The organism is Arthrobacter sp. S41 (assembly GCF_004320535.1).
Lineage (GTDB): Bacteria > Actinomycetota > Actinomycetes > Actinomycetales > Micrococcaceae > Glutamicibacter.
On the sequence record NZ_SIHY01000003.1, the window covers coordinates 93,379 to 112,470 of the forward strand.

General features: G+C 56.2%; 18 protein-coding genes. 10 read left to right on the forward strand and 8 right to left on the reverse strand.

Annotated features, from left to right (window positions below; all coding sequences use genetic code 11):
- Positions 1-5: 5 nt before the first annotated feature.
- Entirely contained in the window at positions 6-1,127 is a 1,122-nt protein-coding gene (locus EYR88_RS14455; protein WP_131090472.1) for a HigA family addiction module antitoxin, read from the reverse strand.
- A gap of 524 nt (positions 1,128-1,651) precedes the next feature.
- Here EYR88_RS14455 and EYR88_RS14465 point away from each other — a divergent pair.
- A complete protein-coding gene (locus tag EYR88_RS14465; protein WP_131090474.1) occupies positions 1,652-2,623 on the forward strand; it encodes a D-2-hydroxyacid dehydrogenase family protein in 972 nt (323 codons plus the stop codon).
- On the opposite strand, the gene EYR88_RS14470 is transcribed toward EYR88_RS14465, so the two are convergent.
- Positions 2,592-3,305, reverse strand: coding sequence for a phosphatase PAP2 family protein (locus EYR88_RS14470; protein WP_165477391.1), 714 nt, complete (start codon positions 3,303-3,305; stop codon positions 2,592-2,594). The two genes, EYR88_RS14465 and EYR88_RS14470, sit on opposite strands and share 32 nt — an antisense overlap.
- A gap of 64 nt (positions 3,306-3,369) precedes the next feature.
- Between EYR88_RS14470 and rlmH the strand changes: the two genes are divergently transcribed.
- The 7 genes from rlmH (at position 3,370) to EYR88_RS14505 (ending at position 12,017) form a co-directional block, all read left to right on the forward strand.
- Positions 3,370-3,828 (forward strand): 23S rRNA (pseudouridine(1915)-N(3))-methyltransferase RlmH, encoded by a 459-nt coding sequence (gene rlmH, locus EYR88_RS14475; protein ID WP_207306531.1) that lies wholly within the window; start codon positions 3,370-3,372, stop codon positions 3,826-3,828.
- 82 nt (positions 3,829-3,910) lie between these two features.
- Positions 3,911-4,363, forward strand: coding sequence for a hypothetical protein (locus EYR88_RS14480; RefSeq protein WP_131090476.1), 453 nt, complete (start codon positions 3,911-3,913; stop codon positions 4,361-4,363).
- On the forward strand, positions 4,347-4,649 hold the full coding sequence (locus tag EYR88_RS14485) for a transcriptional regulator (RefSeq protein WP_131090477.1): 303 nt from the start codon (positions 4,347-4,349) through the stop codon (positions 4,647-4,649). The genes EYR88_RS14480 and EYR88_RS14485 overlap by 17 nt, the downstream gene beginning before the upstream one ends.
- 48 nt (positions 4,650-4,697) lie before the next feature.
- Positions 4,698-5,267: a nitroreductase family protein gene (locus EYR88_RS14490; protein WP_131090478.1), complete on the forward strand. Its 570-nt coding sequence runs from the start codon at positions 4,698-4,700 to the stop codon at positions 5,265-5,267.
- A 183-nt stretch (positions 5,268-5,450) separates the two neighbouring features.
- Entirely contained in the window at positions 5,451-10,115 is a 4,665-nt protein-coding gene (locus EYR88_RS14495) for an ATP-dependent helicase (protein WP_131090479.1), read from the forward strand.
- Between the two features lie 25 nt (positions 10,116-10,140).
- The gene (locus EYR88_RS14500) at positions 10,141-10,965 is read left to right on the forward strand and encodes a DNA-formamidopyrimidine glycosylase family protein (RefSeq protein ID WP_131090480.1); all 825 of its coding nucleotides are present in this window, start codon (positions 10,141-10,143) and stop codon (positions 10,963-10,965) included.
- Positions 10,966-11,003: 38 nt separating this feature from the next.
- The gene (locus EYR88_RS14505; RefSeq protein WP_131090680.1) at positions 11,004-12,017 is read left to right on the forward strand and encodes a pseudouridine synthase; all 1,014 of its coding nucleotides are present in this window, start codon (positions 11,004-11,006) and stop codon (positions 12,015-12,017) included.
- A 49-nt stretch (positions 12,018-12,066) separates the two neighbouring features.
- Here the strand turns inward: EYR88_RS14505 and EYR88_RS14510 are convergent, their stop codons facing one another.
- Complete coding sequence (locus EYR88_RS14510; protein ID WP_131090481.1) at positions 12,067-12,351, reverse strand: hypothetical protein; 285 nt, start codon at positions 12,349-12,351, stop codon at positions 12,067-12,069.
- 368 nt (positions 12,352-12,719) lie between these two features.
- Here EYR88_RS14510 and EYR88_RS14515 point away from each other — a divergent pair, with 368 nt between their 5' ends.
- Entirely contained in the window at positions 12,720-13,361 is a 642-nt protein-coding gene (locus tag EYR88_RS14515; RefSeq protein ID WP_131090482.1) for a GNAT family protein, read from the forward strand.
- Positions 13,362-13,455: 94 nt separating this feature from the next.
- Here EYR88_RS14515 and EYR88_RS14520 read toward each other — a convergent pair whose 3' ends face one another.
- The 4 genes from EYR88_RS14520 to EYR88_RS14535 form a co-directional block, all read right to left on the reverse strand.
- The gene (locus tag EYR88_RS14520; protein ID WP_131090483.1) at positions 13,456-13,974 is read right to left on the reverse strand and encodes a class IV adenylate cyclase; all 519 of its coding nucleotides are present in this window, start codon (positions 13,972-13,974) and stop codon (positions 13,456-13,458) included.
- A 63-nt stretch (positions 13,975-14,037) separates the two neighbouring features.
- Positions 14,038-14,469 (reverse strand): GNAT family N-acetyltransferase, encoded by a 432-nt coding sequence (locus tag EYR88_RS14525; protein ID WP_131090484.1) that lies wholly within the window; start codon positions 14,467-14,469, stop codon positions 14,038-14,040.
- A gap of 369 nt (positions 14,470-14,838) precedes the next feature.
- On the reverse strand, positions 14,839-15,615 hold the full coding sequence (locus EYR88_RS14530) for an SDR family NAD(P)-dependent oxidoreductase (protein WP_131090485.1): 777 nt from the start codon (positions 15,613-15,615) through the stop codon (positions 14,839-14,841).
- A 154-nt stretch (positions 15,616-15,769) separates the two neighbouring features.
- Positions 15,770-17,218 carry an MDR family MFS transporter gene (locus EYR88_RS14535; RefSeq protein WP_131090486.1) on the reverse strand — a complete coding sequence of 483 codons (1,449 nt, stop codon included), beginning with the start codon at positions 17,216-17,218 and terminating at the stop codon, positions 15,770-15,772.
- 208 nt (positions 17,219-17,426) lie between these two features.
- Between EYR88_RS14535 and EYR88_RS14540 the strand changes: the two genes are divergently transcribed.
- On the forward strand, positions 17,427-17,966 hold the full coding sequence (locus EYR88_RS14540) for an NUDIX hydrolase family protein (protein WP_131090487.1): 540 nt from the start codon (positions 17,427-17,429) through the stop codon (positions 17,964-17,966).
- A 2-nt stretch (positions 17,967-17,968) separates the two neighbouring features.
- Here EYR88_RS14540 and EYR88_RS14545 read toward each other — a convergent pair whose 3' ends face one another.
- The gene (locus tag EYR88_RS14545) at positions 17,969-19,060 is read right to left on the reverse strand and encodes an FUSC family protein (protein ID WP_131090488.1); all 1,092 of its coding nucleotides are present in this window, start codon (positions 19,058-19,060) and stop codon (positions 17,969-17,971) included.
- Positions 19,061-19,092 lie beyond the last annotated feature (32 nt).

Below are 19,092 nucleotides of genomic sequence, written 5' to 3' on the forward strand. Positions count from 1 at the left end.
TGACCTTAAGGCCCGACAGCCACCATTTGTTGTGCGCTGAAGGTTCCTTCTAGATTCACGAACAGCGAGTTACCGAGGTTGTAGTCGAGCATTCGGTGTCGGTGCATCTGATGAACCGCGACTCCGGGCGCAATTCCAATTTCCTGTGCCTTCTCAGCTATTTGTCTATCGTGGGTCAGGCCATGGAACGGTGTCAGGCCTCCTGTGCCAAGAAGAACGTGCTTCGCAAAACCATTGGCCGATTTTTCGGCAGCACTACTTCGTTTTTTCTCGGTGCTGCACTCAAGATGCATCTGGCCGCGCGGGTCATTGAGGATATGACCGATCTCGTGGAAAAGCGTCCAAATGACAAAGCCGTCTTTACTCCAGCGCCCGGTCTGCTGAATGACCGGCACCCGCTTGTCGATCCAACGAGTTACTCCCAACAGCGGAAACTTTTTGGGCGGCTCAACGACCATAAAAACCACGCCAACTTCTGAGAGCATCCGCGCGATATCGTTCAGCATTTCCGGATTTGGCTGGGCGGCACGCTTTCGAAGTTCAGGAATAACGGCCCGCAATTTGCGCGCTTCATACTTGTAGTTGCGCCCGCGCTCGTAGTCCTGCGTCAGTTCTGCGGCACGCAACCAGGTAGTCAACGAAGTCTGATCGAGCTGAGCCGCAGAATCCTTGAGCGTCGCCAAACCGTATTCACCGATCAGCGACTTCGCATGTTGTTGGTCATAGGCCTTCCACGTCCCACAACGATGAAACGAAAGAAAATCTGAGACAAGTTTGCCCGGATTTTTCATGCTTGCTGTTGTGGCACCGATGCTGCGCAGATAGCTCGCCGCGGTGGGTGCAATTTGCTCGGCAAAGTGTGCCAGATTTTCTTCATCAACGATTCGGGCAAGATCGCTTCGATACATCACTTCGTACTTTAACCACGTCGTCGCCGCGATCCCCACTACACGTTCCAGACGCAGTGCCGTTTCGCTGGTGATGGGAGCATGTCCATTGATGATCTCATTGACCTGCTTGCGGCTACAGCCCAGCAAATCTGCGACTTTCTGCTGCGAGAAGCCCTGATCATCAATCCATTCCTCCAGATATTCACCTGGTGCAACGGCGTAATTGGTGGTGGTCATGTCGACTCCTCTCAGTGGTAGTCGGTTATTTCTAAAACTGTGACTTCGCGGGCATTAGGCTCATTGGGAATTGGTTGGATGATTAGTCTCCAATTTCCGCTGAGCTCTGACGCCCAAGTGCCCGCGCGTTCGCCTTGAAGTGGGTGCCATCTCCCACCTGGATCCCGCTGCACAAGGTTGGCCAGTGTGTCTGAAGCTTCCAATGCTTTGAAGCGCAATCGCAGTTTCTTCTTAAGGTCGGGTCGTCTTTTATGCATCTGGATTTCATCGGTGCATAGTTTCTCAAGCTTGTTCCCTTTGAAACTTACCTTCAATTTTATGTCACCAACTTCGTTACAGCATAGACCTGAGTGTTGTGAATTGAATCCTGACCGCCACAGAAATACGCGCCAGATCTGCTCTCATGAACTCACAGATTTGTGGTGCATTTGAGGCCACGAACACCAGATGTTTATTACAAAGTAGCAAGTTCACTGTGCGGCAGAAACAAGACGGCAAGACCACCTCGCGCATAGGATGAGCTCATGCGCATTGCCATTTTGGATGACTATCAGAACGTCGCTACTGACCTCGCAAATTTTGAGGCACTGACGACCGAGCTCAACGCTGAGCTGACAGTATTTACCGAACACATCTCGCACGATGACGCCGTCGTCTGTGAGGCACTTAAGAACTTTGATGTCATCGTGGCCATGCGTGAGCGCACCCCCTTCCCGGCATCAAGGTTTGCACTGCTCCCGCAGTTGAAATTGTTGGTCACCACCGGCCGGCGCAACGGGGCCATCGATCTGGAAGCCGCTGCCGCGCACGGCGTCGTGGTTTCGCATACTGGCTATGTCCCTACCGATGCCGTGGAACATACCTGGGCACTGATCTTGGCCGCAACCCGCCGACTGGACGTGGAGCTGTTTTCTTCAGAATCTCCCCGCGCTGAAGCCACACCATGGCAGACAAGTTTCGGCATGGGGCTGGCGGGAAAAACCCTCGGCGTGTACGGACTGGGCAACTTGGGATCCAAGGTGGCAAAGGTCGGCTTGGCCTTCGGCATGAGGGTTGTTGCCTACAGCCAGAATCTCACCAAAGCCCGGGCCACAGAGGTGGGCGTGGAGTTAGTCTCTGAGGCAGAGCTCTTTGCCACCAGCGACATCGTGACCGTTCATCTCAAGCTCTCCGAACGCAGCACTGGCGTCATCGGGGCAAAACAATTGGCGTGGATGCGTCCGGAATCTATTTTGGTCAATACTTCACGAAGCCGAATTGTGCAGACCGATGCGCTCATTTCGGCTCTTGAAAACGAACTTCTCTATTTGGCAGCGCTCGATGTTTTCGACACCGAGCCTTTGCCAGCCAAGGATCGGTTGTTGAGCACACGCGGTGTGATTGCGACCCCGCATATTGGCTACGTAACTATCGAACAATTCTCAATGTTCTACCGTGACGCAGTTGAAGATATCCGCGCTTGGGCTAACGGTTCACCGATCCGCGTGCTGAGCTAGGCAGATTGCGCCACGGCACAAAGAAGTAATGCAGGATCGCTACAACCGCGGCCCACGCGATTCCAATGAGCAAGCCCACCAGTACATCGGAGACCCAATGGTGTCCGATGTAGATACGTGATGCTCCCATGGCCAGAACAAACAATGTGGCCACGATGCAGATGAGATAGGCATAGCGGCGCAGCCCGTAAATGATTGCTAAGTAGCTAGAGATGCCAATCAGCGCGGCGGCATTAAGAGTATGGCCGCTGGGGAATGAATAGGACAGTGGCGGCGTCGGCCCGTTAGGAATACCTTCCGGGCGATGTACTTGCAGGCTCGCCTTGAGCAAGATGGTCAGCCCGACGGATACCGCTGCGGTCACCGCCACGGAAATAAACGGCCAGAAACTTCGTGTTTTCCAGCTCAGCAGCCCGGTAATGAGCACCATGATGATGCTCATGCCCGGCGTTGATCCCCAGAAATACAAAAAATCAGAGATCGCAAAAAGGACGGGCGACTGATTATCCAATATCCATTGGTAAGTCGGCGCGTCTAGGTCTGTGGCCCACCCGCCGGCGTGCAGGGACACCAGCACACGTCGGGTGAAGTAGAAGATGGCAACGACGATGCCAAAAATCATCCAGAGCACCTGCATGCCGCTGGGTCGCTGGCCTTGCGGAAGTGGTCTGGGTGTTCTCATACCCTCTATCGTATCGGTGCACCCTAACAAAGCATTCAACCGACGAATGCGGAACAATAGAAGCATGACAATCAAGGTGCTGGCAGTTGGCAAGAAACATGAGTCGTGGGTAGACGAAGGAATTTCCCGCTACGAAAAACGACTAAAAAAACCTTTTAACCTCACTTGGCAGTTGCTCAACCACTCGTCTCGCGAAAACGATGCGGCGCGCACCGAAGAGTCCGCACGCATCTTGGCAAAAATTGATGACCGCGACTTTGTGGTGCTACTCGACGAGCGCGGCAAGAATGTCGACTCTCCAGCACTGGCAAACACGCTGCGCTCCCCTATCGATTCTTCGCGCAACGTCGTGATCATCATCGGTGGAGCCTACGGAGTGGATCCAACGGTGCACGCCCGCGCCGACTTCACCTGGTCCCTATCCAAGCTGGTTTTCCCTCACCAGCTGGTGCGCCTGATTCTGACCGAGCAACTCTACCGCGCGCAGGACATCTTGGCCGGTGGAAAATACCACCACGTGTAAGTCAACACGTTGACTTTCCAATATGGAAAGATAAGACTTTCCGTAACGGAAAGGGAGTGCCATGCCTTCGTCAAAGGATCAAATGGAACAGGATCGCGCGGTCAAGCTTCTTCAATCGGTCGAGCAAGATTCACAACAGATGGTTAGAGCTTCTGGTAATCCCCGTGGATTACTCACCACCGTCGTCGCGGTCTCGGCTGTCATCTTCACGTTGTTCCAGGCTTTTCCGCCACAAGCCTATTGGTTAGCGATGCTCTATCTTCCGTTGATCCTTTGGTATGTCTTGGCTCAACGCCGTCGGGCCAAACCACGATCGTTGCTCAACAGTCCCACCCTTCTGACAGGCGCTTACGCAGGGTATTTCTTTCTCTGCATCCTGCTGATCAATTGCCTCAGGTTCTGGGAAGCCACACATCTCTCAGAAGTTCTCGCGAAAATTCTTGTCACGTTCATCAGCGGCATGTTTTTGGTGACCAAGATGCAATCGGCCTACAACAAGGCGCGTATCGAGGACGGCAATGACCAAGTCCACTAGCAGCGCTCGGTTTGATGAGCTGATCCACGCGCCGCTTCGTTTACGGATCTGCGCGAGCCTGGCGCCGGTTCAATGGGCGGAATTCACGCACCTCAAACAGATCCTCGGTGTTACAGACTCGGTACTCAGCAAACACCTCAAACAGCTCAGCGATGCAGGTTACGTGCAAGTTGAACGCTTCACCAAGCTGGGCCGCAGCCACATGCGCGTTTCACTAACTACGTCAGGGCGTCGAGCATATGTTGGCCACGTCGCTGCGCTTCAAGAAATTACTGTGGGTAAATGACGCAGTGGTTTTAGGGTGCTTGCACAGCACTGTTAGAGAATAAAAGGCATGACTCAATGCCACGTCCCAGATGAACCTACAATAATTCATCCTGCGCTGGCTGGACGGTACAGTCCGGTTCGATTCAACTCCACCCTCACGCTCACAACTGCAGAGGTCCACGCGCTACTAGATGCAGCTAGGCACGCACCGTCGGCGGGCAACTCGCAGCCATGGAAATTTATCGTTGCACGACGAGGCGATGCGAATCATCAGAGAATCGTGCGGCGTCTAGCTCGAAGCTCATCGCTCTGGGCGCCAGCCGCTTCGCTATTGGTGGTGAATCTTGCTCACACCCTCGTTGAAGGCACAGCGGATTGGGAGTATTCAGAGTTCGCTCACTACGATCTCGGGCAAGCCGTCGCGCATATGACATTTCAGGGTCTAGCTATGGGACTAGCAGCACACCAGTTCAGGGCATTCGACCGAGATGGCATCACTTCTGACTTCGTTATTCCGCACCACTGGGAGGTTACTTCGATAACCGCATTCGGCACTGCCACCCACGCTGCTGGTGAACTAGCCTCTTCGGGAACCAGCCGAGAACGGATGAGCTTGGACGAGATCATCTGGTCATGAACCGGAGCAGGTTTGAACTTCCGTACCAATGCTTAGTGCACTATCCAATGTTATGACTCGGGTCCACCAATGCCTCTGAACGATGGACGGTAACCAACGGCGAGGACCCGAGACGCCGAGGCAGCACAATGATTCAAAGATGCCGTTCTCGAACTGTCGTGGGTAGAACGTAGTATCGATTCCATGAGTGATGTGCTTTCCCGGTTTGGTGCGGCCACCCGCAAGTGGTTCACCGACGTCTTCACTGCGCCCACGGTTGCGCAAAGTGGCGCTTGGGAATCCATCTCCGATGGGAAGCACACCCTGGTCATTGCCCCAACCGGTTCAGGTAAAACCCTAGCCGCGTTCCTCTGGGCTTTGGACCGACTGCACCACGCAGAACTGGATACTCCAGCGCTACCGGGACTGGAATCCGATGCGGATCACCCTGTAGGCAACGGCACCAAGGTCCTCTACATTTCGCCGTTGAAGGCCCTCGGCGTGGACGTTGAGCGCAACCTGCGCTCCCCACTTGCTGGCATTCGCGCCACTGCACACGAAATGGGTCTAACCCAGCCTTCGGTATCGGTGGGCGTACGCTCGGGCGATACCCCGGCCAATCACCGGCGCAAGCTGCTCAAGGATCCACCCGAAATCCTGATCACCACCCCCGAGTCGCTCTACCTGATGCTCACCAGCCAAGCGCGTAAAACCTTGGCTGAGGTACACACCGTCATCATCGATGAAGTCCACGCCATCGCCAATACCAAGCGTGGGACCCACTTGTCGCTGTCTTTGGAACGCCTTGATGCGTTACTGCCGACTCCGGCGCAACGCATCGGACTCTCGGCCACAGTGGAACCACCCGAAGAGGTTGCCCGGTTCTTGGCAGGCTCCGCACCGGTGAATATTGTGCGCCCACCATCCACCAAAAAGTGGAAACTGGCCGTACGCGTCCCGGTGGAAGACATGACCGATTTGCCTTCGGCTGCCGGCGCTCACGATTTAGGGCCTAGCTCGTCCCCCACAGCATCGGCAAGCATCTGGCCACACGTGGAAAATCAGTTGGTGGATCTGGTGCTGGAAAACCACTCCACGATTATCTTCGCCAACTCCCGCCGGTTGGCCGAGCGCCTGACCGGACGACTCAACGACATCTACGCTGAGCGTGAGGGATTCAGCGCAGAGGATACGTCCACCTCGTCCCCAGCAGTTTTGATGGCTCAAGCCGGTTCTACCGCTGCCGCCCATCCCGAAGCACCCTTGCTGGCCCGCGCCCATCACGGCTCGGTGTCCAAGGATGCGCGCGCCCAGATTGAAGAGGATCTGAAGCTGGGCAAGCTGCGCGCGGTGGTGGCCACCAGCTCGCTGGAACTCGGTATCGACATGGGCCTGGTGGATCTGGTCATCCAGGTCGAGTCCCCCAACTCCGTCTCCTCTGGTCTGCAACGTGTGGGCCGTGCCGGACACCAAGTCGGTTCTGTCTCTCAAGGCATCTTTTTCCCTAAGCACCGCGCTGACCTACTCTCCACTGCACTGGTGGTCACACGCATGTGCCAGGGAGCAATCGAAAAAATGGTTATCCCGGCCAACCCGCTGGATGTGTTGGCCCAGCAGACTCTGGCCGCAGTGGCCATGGACGACTTGGAAGTTGAGAAGTGGTTCGAGACCGTACGCCGCTCCGCTCCCTACCAACAGCTCCCACGCAGCGCCTATCTGGCCACCTTGGACATGCTCTCGGGCAAATACCCCTCAGATGAATTTGCCACCCTGAAGCCACGGCTGATTTGGGACCGAGATGCCGGCACATTGGTAGCGCGCCCTGGAGCGCAACGCTTGGCCGTGATTTCCGGTGGCACCATCCCAGACCGTGGACTTTTTGGTGTCTTCCTAGCCGGGGCCGAAGATGACAAGGCTCCCAAGCGTGTGGGTGAGCTGGATGAAGAAATGGTCTACGAGTCGCGGGTGGGTGACGTCTTTGCGCTCGGTGCGACCAGCTGGCGCATTGAAGACATTACCCATGACCGAGTGCTGGTCACCCCAGCCTTTGGCCAACCCGGCAAACTGCCTTTCTGGCACGGTGACGGTCTGGGCCGTCCGGTGGAACTTGGTGCGGCGCTAGGTGAATTCACCACGAGTTTGCTGGCCAGCGAACGAAGCGAAGCGTCAGGTGTTTTGCGTACCGGTGGGTTGGATGACTACGCAGCCAATAATCTTCTGAACTATTTGGGTGAGCAGCGCCGGGCGACCGGTCAGGTGCCCAACCATCAGAACTTTGTGATCGAGCGGTTCCATGATGAGCTTGGCGACTGGCGGGTCATCCTGCATTCTCCCTTTGGCCTAGCGGTCCACGCCCCGTGGGCGTTGGCGGTCGGTGCACGGGTGCGCGAACGTTGGGGTCTGGATGCTTCGGCTATGGCTGCCGACGATGGAATCGTGCTGCGCATTCCGGCCATGGATGATCAGGCGCCGGGCGCAGATCTTTTTGCCTTTGAAGCAGATGAAATCATTGACGTGGTCACCTCGCAGGTGGCAAATTCGGCGTTGTTTGCTTCGCGCTTCCGTGAGTGTGCCGCCAGGGCTTTGCTGCTGCCGCGGATCAATCCGAGCAAGCGCACCCCGTTGTGGCAGCAGCGTCAGCGGGCCAGCCAACTATTGGATGTCGCCCGGAATTACCCGGACTTCCCAATCATCTTGGAAACGGTACGCGAGTGCCTGAATGATGTTTATGATCTGCCGGCGTTGTCCTCGATTCTCTCCAAGGTCTCTTCACGCGCCATCAGGCTGGTAGAAGTCACCACCGAATTGCCTTCGCCCTTCGCCCAGTCCTTGCTCTTTGGTTATGTTGCACAATTCCTCTATGAATCTGATGCGCCACTGGCTGAACGCCGTGCAGCAGCCCTGAGTCTGGATCCGGTGTTGCTCGGTGAATTGCTGGGCCGCAATGATGTGCGTGAAATCCTTGATCCTCGAGTTATCACCGGCTTGCAGGAACAGTTGCAGTATCGAGCAGATAACCGGCGTTTAGCCGGAATGGAAGGCGCAGCCGACCTGCTGCGTCTCTTGGGACCGCTGACTAGCGAGGCCTTAGCCGCCCGACTGCGAGATCCAAATGAGGACAGTGCACCAATAGATCCGGCTACCGCAAGGGAACATGCCGAAGCCCTAGTTGCCACTCGCCGTGCTTTCACCCTGCGTCAAAGTGGGTCTTTGGCCTACGCCGCGATCGAAGATGCCGGCAAGTTACGTGATGCCTTGGGCACCCCGCTGCCCACCGGGATTCCGGCGGCGTTCTTGGAGCCGGTGGCCGACCCCATCCAAGATCTGATCTCACGCTACGCGCGCACCCATGTTCCTTTTACGCTCACCGAAATTGCTGCAGAACTCTCACTGGGTGTTGCGGTGTTGCGACCAATACTCGACCAGCTGGTGGCTGCCGGCAGACTATCGGTCGGCGCCTTCCGCCCGGTGGAGATTGTGCCCGAGGGCATCAGCGGTGATGAATACTGCGATGTCCAAGTGCTGCGCACCATTCGCACCGGGTCTTTGGCTGCCCTGCGCGCTGAGGTGGAGCCGGTTGATCAAAACACCTATGCCCGGTTCCTTCCCGCCTGGCAGCAGGTTGGATCAACTCTTAGTGGCCCCGATGGCCTTTATGAAATCATCGCTCAACTTGCTGGAGCTGAAGTGCCCGCCTCCGCGCTGGAGTCCTTCATTCTTCCTGCCCGACTCAACGGCTATCAAAGCTCGTGGCTAGATGAACTGTGCAGCGCGGGAGATATTCTGGTGTGTGGCGCAGGTGCAGCCGGTGGCAAAGACGGCTGGTTGTCGTTGCATACTGCCGAACACGCAGCGCTCTCCTTGCCAACGCCTGATGTCAGTAGCCTTCAGGCCATAGATCTGCGCGTGCTTGAAGCCTTTGAATCAACCGGCGCCTATTTTGCTGAGGAACTCGCCGCCCGCATCCACCATCCGGATAAGCCTCCGGTCAGTGCCCAAGACATTGCTGAGTCATGCTGGAGGCTTTTCTGGGCCGGATATATTTCACCCGACACCTTGGCTCCGATTCGCGGTTACTTGGCCGGCGGAAGTACTGCACACAAGATCGCCAAACCGGCACCGCGCGCCCGTGCCGCACGGCTCAACAGGCTCTCGGGTCTGAACCGTCTTGCGCAGGATCACGGTGGCTCCCCGATGCGTAGTCCACGCGGTTCAGCGCGTTGGTCTTTGCTCCCCCAGCCGGTAGCGGATCCCACCATTTCAGCGCATGCGACAGCAGAGATCATGCTGGAACGCTATGGCGTACTTACCCGCGGCTCGGTCGCCGCCGAAGCAGTACCTGGCGGCTTCGGTCAGCTGTACCGGGTGTTGTCCAAGTTGGAAGAAGCAGGGCATGCCCGTCGTGGTTACTTCGTGGAAAAGCTGGGTGCTGCCCAGTTCTCCACTTCAACCACCATTGACCGTTTGCGTGGATACCAGCTCTCCGAGGATCCTCGCCGTCAGCCTGTAGCCATGGTGCTCGCTTCGACAGACCCGGCCAATCCTTATGGTGCGGCGCTGGGCTGGCCAGCCACGCAGACCGGGCACCGCCCTGGACGCAAAGCCGGTGCCATCGTTGGGATGTTGGATGGTCAATTGTGTTTGTACCTGGAACGCGGCGGCCGCACGGTGCTAACTTTTGCCCAGCTTCCAGAAGAGTCATGGAACATCATTGCCATGCATCTGGTGGCTGCCCTACGCACGGCCAAGGTGGAGAAAATTGCCATCGCTACCGTGGACGGTCAACCTATACTCGACCATCCGGTGGGAGCCGCCCTATTGGCTGCAGGTTTCTATTCGACGCCGCAAGGCATTCGATTCCGGCGCTGATTCCTGAACAGAAAGAAGAGCTCTCATGCCTGAAGGTGATTCCGTCTATCGTGCCACTGCACGGCTCCACCAAGCCCTGGCAGGGCAGAGCTTACTGTCTTCTGATTTTAGAGTTCCGGCCTTGGCGACAAGAGATCTCAAAGACTATGTTGTGCATGAGGTAGTTCCAGCGGGTAAACACCTGTTGATGCGACTGCATCCTCCAGTCGCTGGGTCTTCTGAATTCTCTGCCAAGCCACTGACCCTGCACTCGCATCTTCTGATGGAAGGGCGCTGGGATCTGTATGCCTCGAATGAGCGTTGGAAGAAACCAGCGCACACTGCACGCGTAGTGCTCAAAACATCTACGGTGACGGCCGTGGGCTTTGATATTGCTCAGGTGCGCTTGGTACCTACCGAACAAGAGGCTGAACTCATCGGTCATTTGGGACCCGATTTGTTGGGTGCGGATTGGGACGCTCAGGTGGCGGTTGAAAACCTGCAAAGTCATCCACAGCAAGGTATTGGCCAAGCATTGCTGGATCAACGGCTGATGGCCGGTGTGGGAAATGTGTACCGTTGCGAAATCTTGTTTCTTAAACGTCTACACCCACTGACCCAAGTCGGCCAGATTGCTGACCTTCCGGCAGTAGTTCATATGGCCCACCGTCTGCTGACGGTAAATAAGGACCGGACTCGTCGCGTGACCACCGGCACCGAACGGACCCGAGAACCGCTCTGGGTTTATGGCCGTGCAGGAAAACCATGCCTTCGCTGCGGCACCCCTATCGCGTTACTCAAGATCCCATCAACTTCAGAAGGTTCCGAGCGAGATTGCTACTGGTGCCCACATTGCCAACCGGCGGTCTGAAGCCCTACTGAAGAGATGAAAGAATAGCCTTTATGGCTATGGAATCCCCGCTCCCCGTTCGTAACGGCGTTAATGCAACCCGTTTGCGGCTTCCGCAAGACGGAGCGTGGGCCACCGTGGCCGATTATCTGCTGGAACGCTTTGGCCATGTGGATCCTGAAGGCATCTTGCGACGCTTTGATAACCAAGAAATTGTTGGACTCGGCGGCGTGCCTCTAGACCGCCAAACAACCATGGATGAACACGAGTTCATCTGGTACTACCGCTCATTGCCGGTAGAAACGCCAATTCCTTTTGAAGCCAAGATCCTGCACCAAGATGAACACTTGCTGGTTGTCGATAAGCCACATTTTTTGCCTACCACTCCCGGTGGACGATTCATCCAAGAATCGGCTCTGGTTCGTTTGCGCAACCAAACCGGCATTGATGATCTTGTTCCGATGCACCGGTTGGACCGTGCCACCGCGGGCGTCATTCTTTTTGCCGTGAACCCAGCAACCCGCGGCGACTATCAGATGCTTTTTGAACGCCGTGAAATCAGCAAACGCTATAAAGCGGTCGTCGCACTGCAGCCCGGAGCGGGTCTGGAAACCGGCCGAGTGCTTCAGCCAAACGGCGAACATTCACTGGTCAAAGACGAAGCGCAACTGCACAACTTGCTTGGCCAGATGCCCATGGTTTACGAAAACCGCATGTCCAAGGTCAAGGGACAGTTGCGATCCGTCGTCAAAGATGGTGAACCCAATGCAAAGACCTTCATTGATGTTGAAGCCGTAGGCCGCAGTGCAGGTCACCATGCAGGAGTGGAAGTTGCGTTGATGGATCTCAAACCGCATTCGGGCAAAACCCACCAGTTGCGCGTGCATCTAGCTTCATTGGGTCTGGGAATTATCAATGATGCTTTTTATCCGCGTTTGTGGGACTTGGCTCCGGATGATTACCAGCGCCCGCTACAGCTGTTGGCGCACACCATTTCCTTTACTGATCCACTGACCGGAATTGACCGTAGTTTCAGCTCTGCTCAGCAGTTGGCCGAAGCGCCGGTCATCTAGCCGACTTACTGGAAGCGAAACAGGATTAGGCCTAAAAGAATTTTCATTCCTATCTTTCGTATAGACGTCCGGTGTCCCGTATTCGGGCAACGTCGCTTTGACTCAAATTTGTACGAACACCTATCGCACGAACGGAAACTCCATGCGACAGGGCTGAAGAAATAGCATGTTCAAGCTCTTCAATGCAGCCAGCCAAAGCATCGGTATGTGAGGACTTCTTCTCGACTGCTTGCAGCTCGACCAATCTAGCAATCAACGTGTCAATCCACGCCCAGTCATATTCAACCGATGTTTTGGCATCGTCCTCGTGATGAAATATGACCCAATCGTTCATCAGTTGAATTCCTCTCACGTGGCGACATTGTAAGCAAATACCTTGCTGCAGACTCATGAGGGGCAAATAGAACGCCCCTACGTAGACTCTAGCGCTGGTGAGCAAGCGGTAGTTGGCATCGAATCACAACTTGGTTCTCAACAATTGTGTGCAGCGCGGTCTGAACAATTGTTTGTGGTCGAAAACGGTCGTGCTTGACCAGGAAACAAGAAACTAACAAGGTGCCACTTTCCGAAGTCCTCAATACTCCTGCACATTGTAGTCAGCCCGCAAGAGGAACGGTCTACGGGACGGCGGCGGCAGTCTGCTTGCGGGTTCTCGCGCGCATCAACGTGATTCGGCGAACCCTGCCGTGCCATACTTGCGAAATGCTCAACGATTACTGGCCTCTCGCCCAATTGACGCTTTCAACCAAACATTTGGAACTCCGCGTTCCAAACGATGACGAGCTGTCCGTACTCGCCCAGGTTGCGGCCAGCGGCGTGCACGAACCTGGTGAGCACCCCTTCTTGACACCTTGGACAGATCTTCCTCCTCGTGAGCGGGCACTCCACGTGTTGCAACAGCACTGGAGCCGCCGGGGCATGTGGTGTGCGGAAGATTGGGCATTGGAAATGGGCGTATTTCGTGGAGACCAGCCGGTAGGCATGGTCACGCTAAAGGCACGCAATTTTTCTGTATTGCGTGAAGTAAAAACCGAGTCGTGGCTTGGCCTTGAATTTCACCGACAAGGCATTGGTACTGAGGCCCGGACAGCCTTGCTGAGTCTTGCTTTTGAGGGACTGGGAGCAGTTGCGGCGCTGACCGAGGTATTCCATGACAACGTTGGTTCGCAAGGCGTCTCGCGTAAGCTCGGATATCTTCACGATGGTATCTCGCGGGATGTTCTTGCCGGGCGAGCCGTAGTCTCCGACCGTCTGCGCCTCGATTTTTCAGATTGGGTACCGACCGATCCCGCATATTTGGTCGTGACCGGTCTGGCAAAAGCACTTCCATTCTTCGACGCCTAGGAACCTACTCGGAGAGACGACGCCCGTAGGCGGAACCCCTACTGGGACGGATTTCCCCAGATCGTGAGTTTTTCTCAGGAGCCGCTTACAGCGCCTAGTTGATTTTGGTTTCGTGCAGGTCCAGGTACGCACCCGTCACGAGCGCGCTTTCCTCAATTCCGAATGCTTCAACGAGCCGGTGTGCTTCCGAAATTGCTGCCTCAGAGTCCATTTTGTCGCCCACGGTCACTTCCAGTTCCACGAACTCGCCCAGTCCTTCAACGCGATCGAGGTGCACCCTGGCCTGACCGATCTGAAACACCATTCGGTGCTTCCGAACCCGTCCGGCCTCGCCGTAGGCGAGGGCCAAGACCGATCGCAACCCCTCGGGGTCGGCTGTCTCCGAATGGATGTAAAAGGATGTTTTGGGACCGAGCCGATCTGCCCTGCGGTAGAAGATCAGTACACCGTGTCGGTCGTCAAGGACCCGGAGCTTGAGCCTGCCATTGGGGCAAACGAAAAAGGTATCGTCCTGGGCAACATGCTCTGGCCCTGCGTCTGCCAAAGACGCGACAACCGGAATCAGGGTCTCGAGGCTGGCCACGCGGGCTTTGATTTCGATATTCGTCGGCATGAATCCACTAAACCACGTCGTTATCGTCAAGTGACCATCCGGGACTGCCCGTAGGCCGAACCCTTACCGGGCTACTTGTTCCGCTAGTCTCTGCATCCACTTCGAGGGGATATCAAGAGGCTCGAACCCAAACTTAGAGTAGAGGCCGTGGGCATCCCCCGTTGATAGAAGCATTCGTTTCAAGTTCAGTGGCTCGAATACCTCAATAACGCCTTCTAGAAGGGCAACGCCGATTCCCTGCCCGCGGACTTCAGGGGCCACGAATACATCGCAAAGCCAGGCAAACGTGACCCCATCCGTGACTACACGCGCGTAGGCGACTTGCCTGCCCGAGTTTGTCTCGTAGACGCCAAAGTTTCGGGATCCGTTCATCGCCTGATCCTGTGTTGAGCGGGATCTTCCCTTTGCCCAGTAGCTCTCCTCGCTGAGCCAGTGATGCACTTTTTCCCGATCGATATCGGCGTCGTCGGAAGAGAAACGGTAGGTCGAATTCATCCCACCATCCAATCACAACTCCTTCGCACCAATGCTCATTGCCTAGGGGATCCGCCCGCAGAAAATCTCGCCCCATAGCGGCGTCATTGATCTGTTCTCAACAGTAGGACCCGGGTCCGTGAGACGGCGGTGGGTCAACGTCCCGTAAGCCGGTCGGCATACGGGACAGACTCCGATCTGATTCCTGACGATTTCAAAACACCGAAGTCTCAAGAACTTAGAATTCCCCGTATACCCCGCCCGCAAAACTGCCCGGTGAAGGTGCCTTATACGGACGCGAAAATCGATCGTTTCGGATGAGCCACGCGGAGCACCGGACGCAGTGTGGCAGGCCCACGGTTTATGGGACCTGCCGCGCCACATCGCGCTTTAGCGCGGAGCCATCCGGATAGCACCATCAAGACGGATGGTTTCGCCGTTAAGCATTGGATTAGCCACGATGTGTTCCGCCAATGCGGCGTATTCTTCTGGGCGTCCCAATCGCGAAGGGTGGGGCACCTGAGCTCCCAAGGAGTCTTGAGCAGCCTGCGGCAGAGAATCCATCATGGGCGTGTGGAAGATCCCCGGAGCAATGGTCATAACCCGAATCTGGTGACTGGCCAGTTCACGGGCTAGCGGCAAGGTCATCGCGGCCACCGCTCCCTTAGAAGCGGCGTAGGCAGGCTGGCCAATCTGGCCATCAAAGGCTGCCACTGAAGCGGTATTAACGATGACTCCACGTTCGGTGGTTCCTTGAGCGTCAGTCAGTGCTTCGCTATGCGCCATCGCTTCAGCAGCCAAGCGGATGACGTTGAAGGTGCCGTTCACGTTGATCTCTAAAACCTTTGAAAAGCGTTCCAGCGGCAGTACGCCATCTCGTCCCAGTACCTTGCCGGGAGTGGCCACGCCAGCGCAGTTAACCACAACTCGCAGCGCACCGAGTTCCTTGCACCGCTCGATGGCGGTAGCTACCTGCTGGGCATCGGTGACATCTGCCGGGGCGTAGCGAACGTTGGCACCAATCTGTGCTGCAATTTCGTCGCCGTCCTCTCGCGCCAGGTCAAGAACGACAACATGTTTGGCGGTTGCCGCGAGCTTTTGTGCGGTGGCCCGGCCTAAACCCGAAAGTCCACCGGTGACTAAAGCGACTGAATCCTGCAGCTGCATGCTTACCCCTTTGTAGTGCGTACATTTACCAGCCAGCCTACTGCCCAGTGCACTGGGGTAAAAGCATTGCGGTAAAAGCACTAGGCACACCCCAGATGCACAAACAGCTGGATACTCAGTAGTTGAGTATCCAGCTGTTTAGGTGTTAAACCGTTTAGTGCTTTTCTGCTTCGGCCTCTTGCGCGCCTAAGCTGACCAGTTCCTTCTTGCCACCAAGAAGGAAGCCAATCACGATGATGCCAACGCTGCAGCCAGCACCGATGAGGAATCCAGGCTGGAAGCCTTCAACCGTAGCGGCCAACTGATCGCTACCCGCGGCAATCTTGGAGGCGGTAGTCGCTGCCACAACGCCCACCAGCAGAGCGGTACCCATGGCACCAGCCAACTGCTGCAAGGTGGAAAGCAGTGCCGAACCGTGCGAGTGCAGGTGGTGCGGCAATGGGTTCAGCGCGGTGGTGAACGCAGGGGTGAAGATCAGAGCCAAGCCCAAACTCATCACCAGGTGCAGCACAACCAGCAACCAAATTGGGGTGCTTTCGTTCAAGATCAGTGCGTAGCCCAGCAACGAGGTCAGCAAGATGATTCCGCCAGGAACGATCAGTGGACGGGCCCCCAACCGGTCATACAACTTGCCAACCATTGGGGCCAAAATGCCCATCAGCAGGCCGCCAGGAAGCATGATCAAACCAGTGGTCAGGGTATCAATGCCCAGCACGTTGGTGAAGAACATTGGCAGCAAGATGATCACGCCGAACAGCGAGATCATGGCAAACATCATCAGCACTAGCGAAAGCGTAAAGTCCTTGAAGTTCAGCGGACGTAGATCCAGCAGCGCCTGATCTTGTTTCTGCAACCGCAGCTGCAGGAAGACAAAAGCAGCCAAGCAGAGCAACGCTACAACGAGGATGCCAATGTTCAGCGCACTCACGCCTACCGACAGTCGGCTCAGGCCAAAGACCAAGCCACCGAAGGCCGGGATAGCCAAAAGGACCGAGGTGAACGACAGCGGGGTGGATGCACCGTCTACTTCGTTGGACAGACGCGGGGTACCGATGATCAGTGCTGCGACCGCAATCGGGATGATCACGATGAACATGAAGCGCCACGACAGGTACTGCAGGATCAAACCCGAAAGTGTCGGGCCGATGGCTGGGGCCACGGAGATCACGATGGATACGTTGCCCATCAGCACACCGCGACGTTCAGCTGGCACTAGGTGCAAGATGGTGGTCATCAGCAGCGGCATCATGATGGCGGTACCGCAGGCCTGGACCACGCGGGCAACCAACAGGACGGTCAGTCCTGGCGCCAAGGCCGCCAGAATGGTGCCCAAGGTAAACATGCCAATGGCTAGGACAAAGACATTGCGTACGCTCAGGCGTTGCAGCAAGAATCCGGTCATCGGAATGACCACTGCCATGGTGAGCATGAAGATGGTGGACAGCCACTGAATTGCATCAGCGGTTACGTCGAATTCGTGCATCAGAACAGGTAATGCCACGTTCATGATTGTTTCGTTCAGGATGACCACGAAGCTGGATACGATCAGCACCGCAATCGTGGTGAAGTTCTTTTTGCTCAGTCGTTCTGGAGCGTTCGTCACGGCTGGAATCTGCTTCCACGAGTAATTGAAAAGGAAATATGCTCTCGGTGCCCACGGCGAACGCAAGGGGCGAGAATTGAGGAAAGCTTAACTAATTTTATCTTTAGACCTCCGGCGGTACTAGAGTGCGCTGGCGTGCAGTTGGTGAGTTGCGCAACACAGATACAGCTTCACCCATGGAGCGGGGTTTGTGTACGAAGATAGAAGCATGAACGTGCGTACCCCAGATCCGTATCCCGGATGGCTTTCTGAAGAAGATCTTTACGAAGCGCGTCAGCGCCTACCGATGCTTTATGTTGAAGCGATCCCGGTTCGCCTTGACCCGCTGGGTTATGTGAATGAAGTGGGTCTTCTGCTCACCGGTGACGATGACGGTCGTATGCTGCGGACCTTCGTTTCTGGTCGTGTGATGTACCGCGAGACCATTCGTGCCGCGCTGATTCGCCACATCGAGAAGGACCTGGGCACCATGGTGCTGCCACAGCTTCCGGCCTCGCCGGTTCCTTTCACCGTGGCCGAATACTTCCCGGCACCAAGTGAAACCGGATTAACCGACGACCGTCAGCACGCAGTTTCTATGTGCTACATCGTTCCGGTGCGCGGTGAATCCACTCCACGCCAAGATGCTCTGGAACTGACCTGGCTGACCCCGGCCGAAGCCCTGAGCTCAGATATTCAAGGCGCGTTTGCCGGTGGCCGCGAAAATATCTTGCGTCAGGCGTTGGCCCACGTGGGTATCAATATCTAAGTTCAGCTTTCGCTCTTGGGAACGAGACCCTGCTTGCGTTTGAGTACCGAGCCGAGCCAACTTCCCAAGAGCACGCCGAGCATGCCCACGGCACAACCGATCAGTGTTTCAACCACGCGGTCATACATCACCGAGCTGCTGAGCCCGGTGCCCAGCGAGACGCCGACCAACGCCATGGGCGTGATAAAGATCTGCGCCATGAAATAGTTACGCATGACCAGCATCTCGGCCAAGAACTGGCACACGGCGATAAAGGCGAGCAAGATCCACATCTGCGGATTCGACCAGATCAGTAGCGCCATCAGGATCATGCCCACCAGCGTTCCCAATACACGGTGCACCCCGCGACGGATTCGCAGTCTAGTCGTATGCCCGACCAGAGGAACTACAGCGGCAACCATGGCCCAATAGTTGTGTCCGGCAGAAAGCTCACTGCCCAGAGTGTTGGCAAGAATTCCGGCCACACCAGCGGAGAGTACATGGAACAGCCCCTCCCACCAGATGGCTTTACGCACGTTATCGGACAGCGGTGGAAGCTTGGTACGTTTCCATAAACTAGCCCACTGACCTATGGCCCCAGAGGCGCCGATTACTAACGCCAGCACGATGGTCAGTCCCGCTACTAACAATGCCTCGCCCATGGGGGCCGCGTGGGGAATCGAAGCGATGGCCGCAAAAGCGAAGATATGGAATAGGGATCCGCCCGGGCGCAGGCGCATAAACCCGACCAGCACCGAACACAGCCCAGCAATGAGTGTTGTGGCTCCGACGATCTGCCACTTCATGACCTCTGGGTTCTGGTGGTCAACCCACCAATACGAGGCCGCTAGTGCCAAGGCGATGACGGCAAAAAAGAGAAGACCTGAACGAACCTGCATGCGCAATCGGTTCCAGTAACCATCAACTCGTCCGTAGACTCCGGTGAAAGCACCAAAGACCGCGAACACCACTAGATCCATTCGGTCAATGGCAAAGAGCGTGATCAGCGGAGCGAAGATGCCTAGGCCTGTACGCAACCCAATCCAGTGGTCCTTGCGGGCCGGTCCCAGCGTTACCAGCGACTTTGTTGATTCCTTCAGTTTCTCCAGACCCACAGTTTCCTTCCGTCGTGTTGGACACAACACAT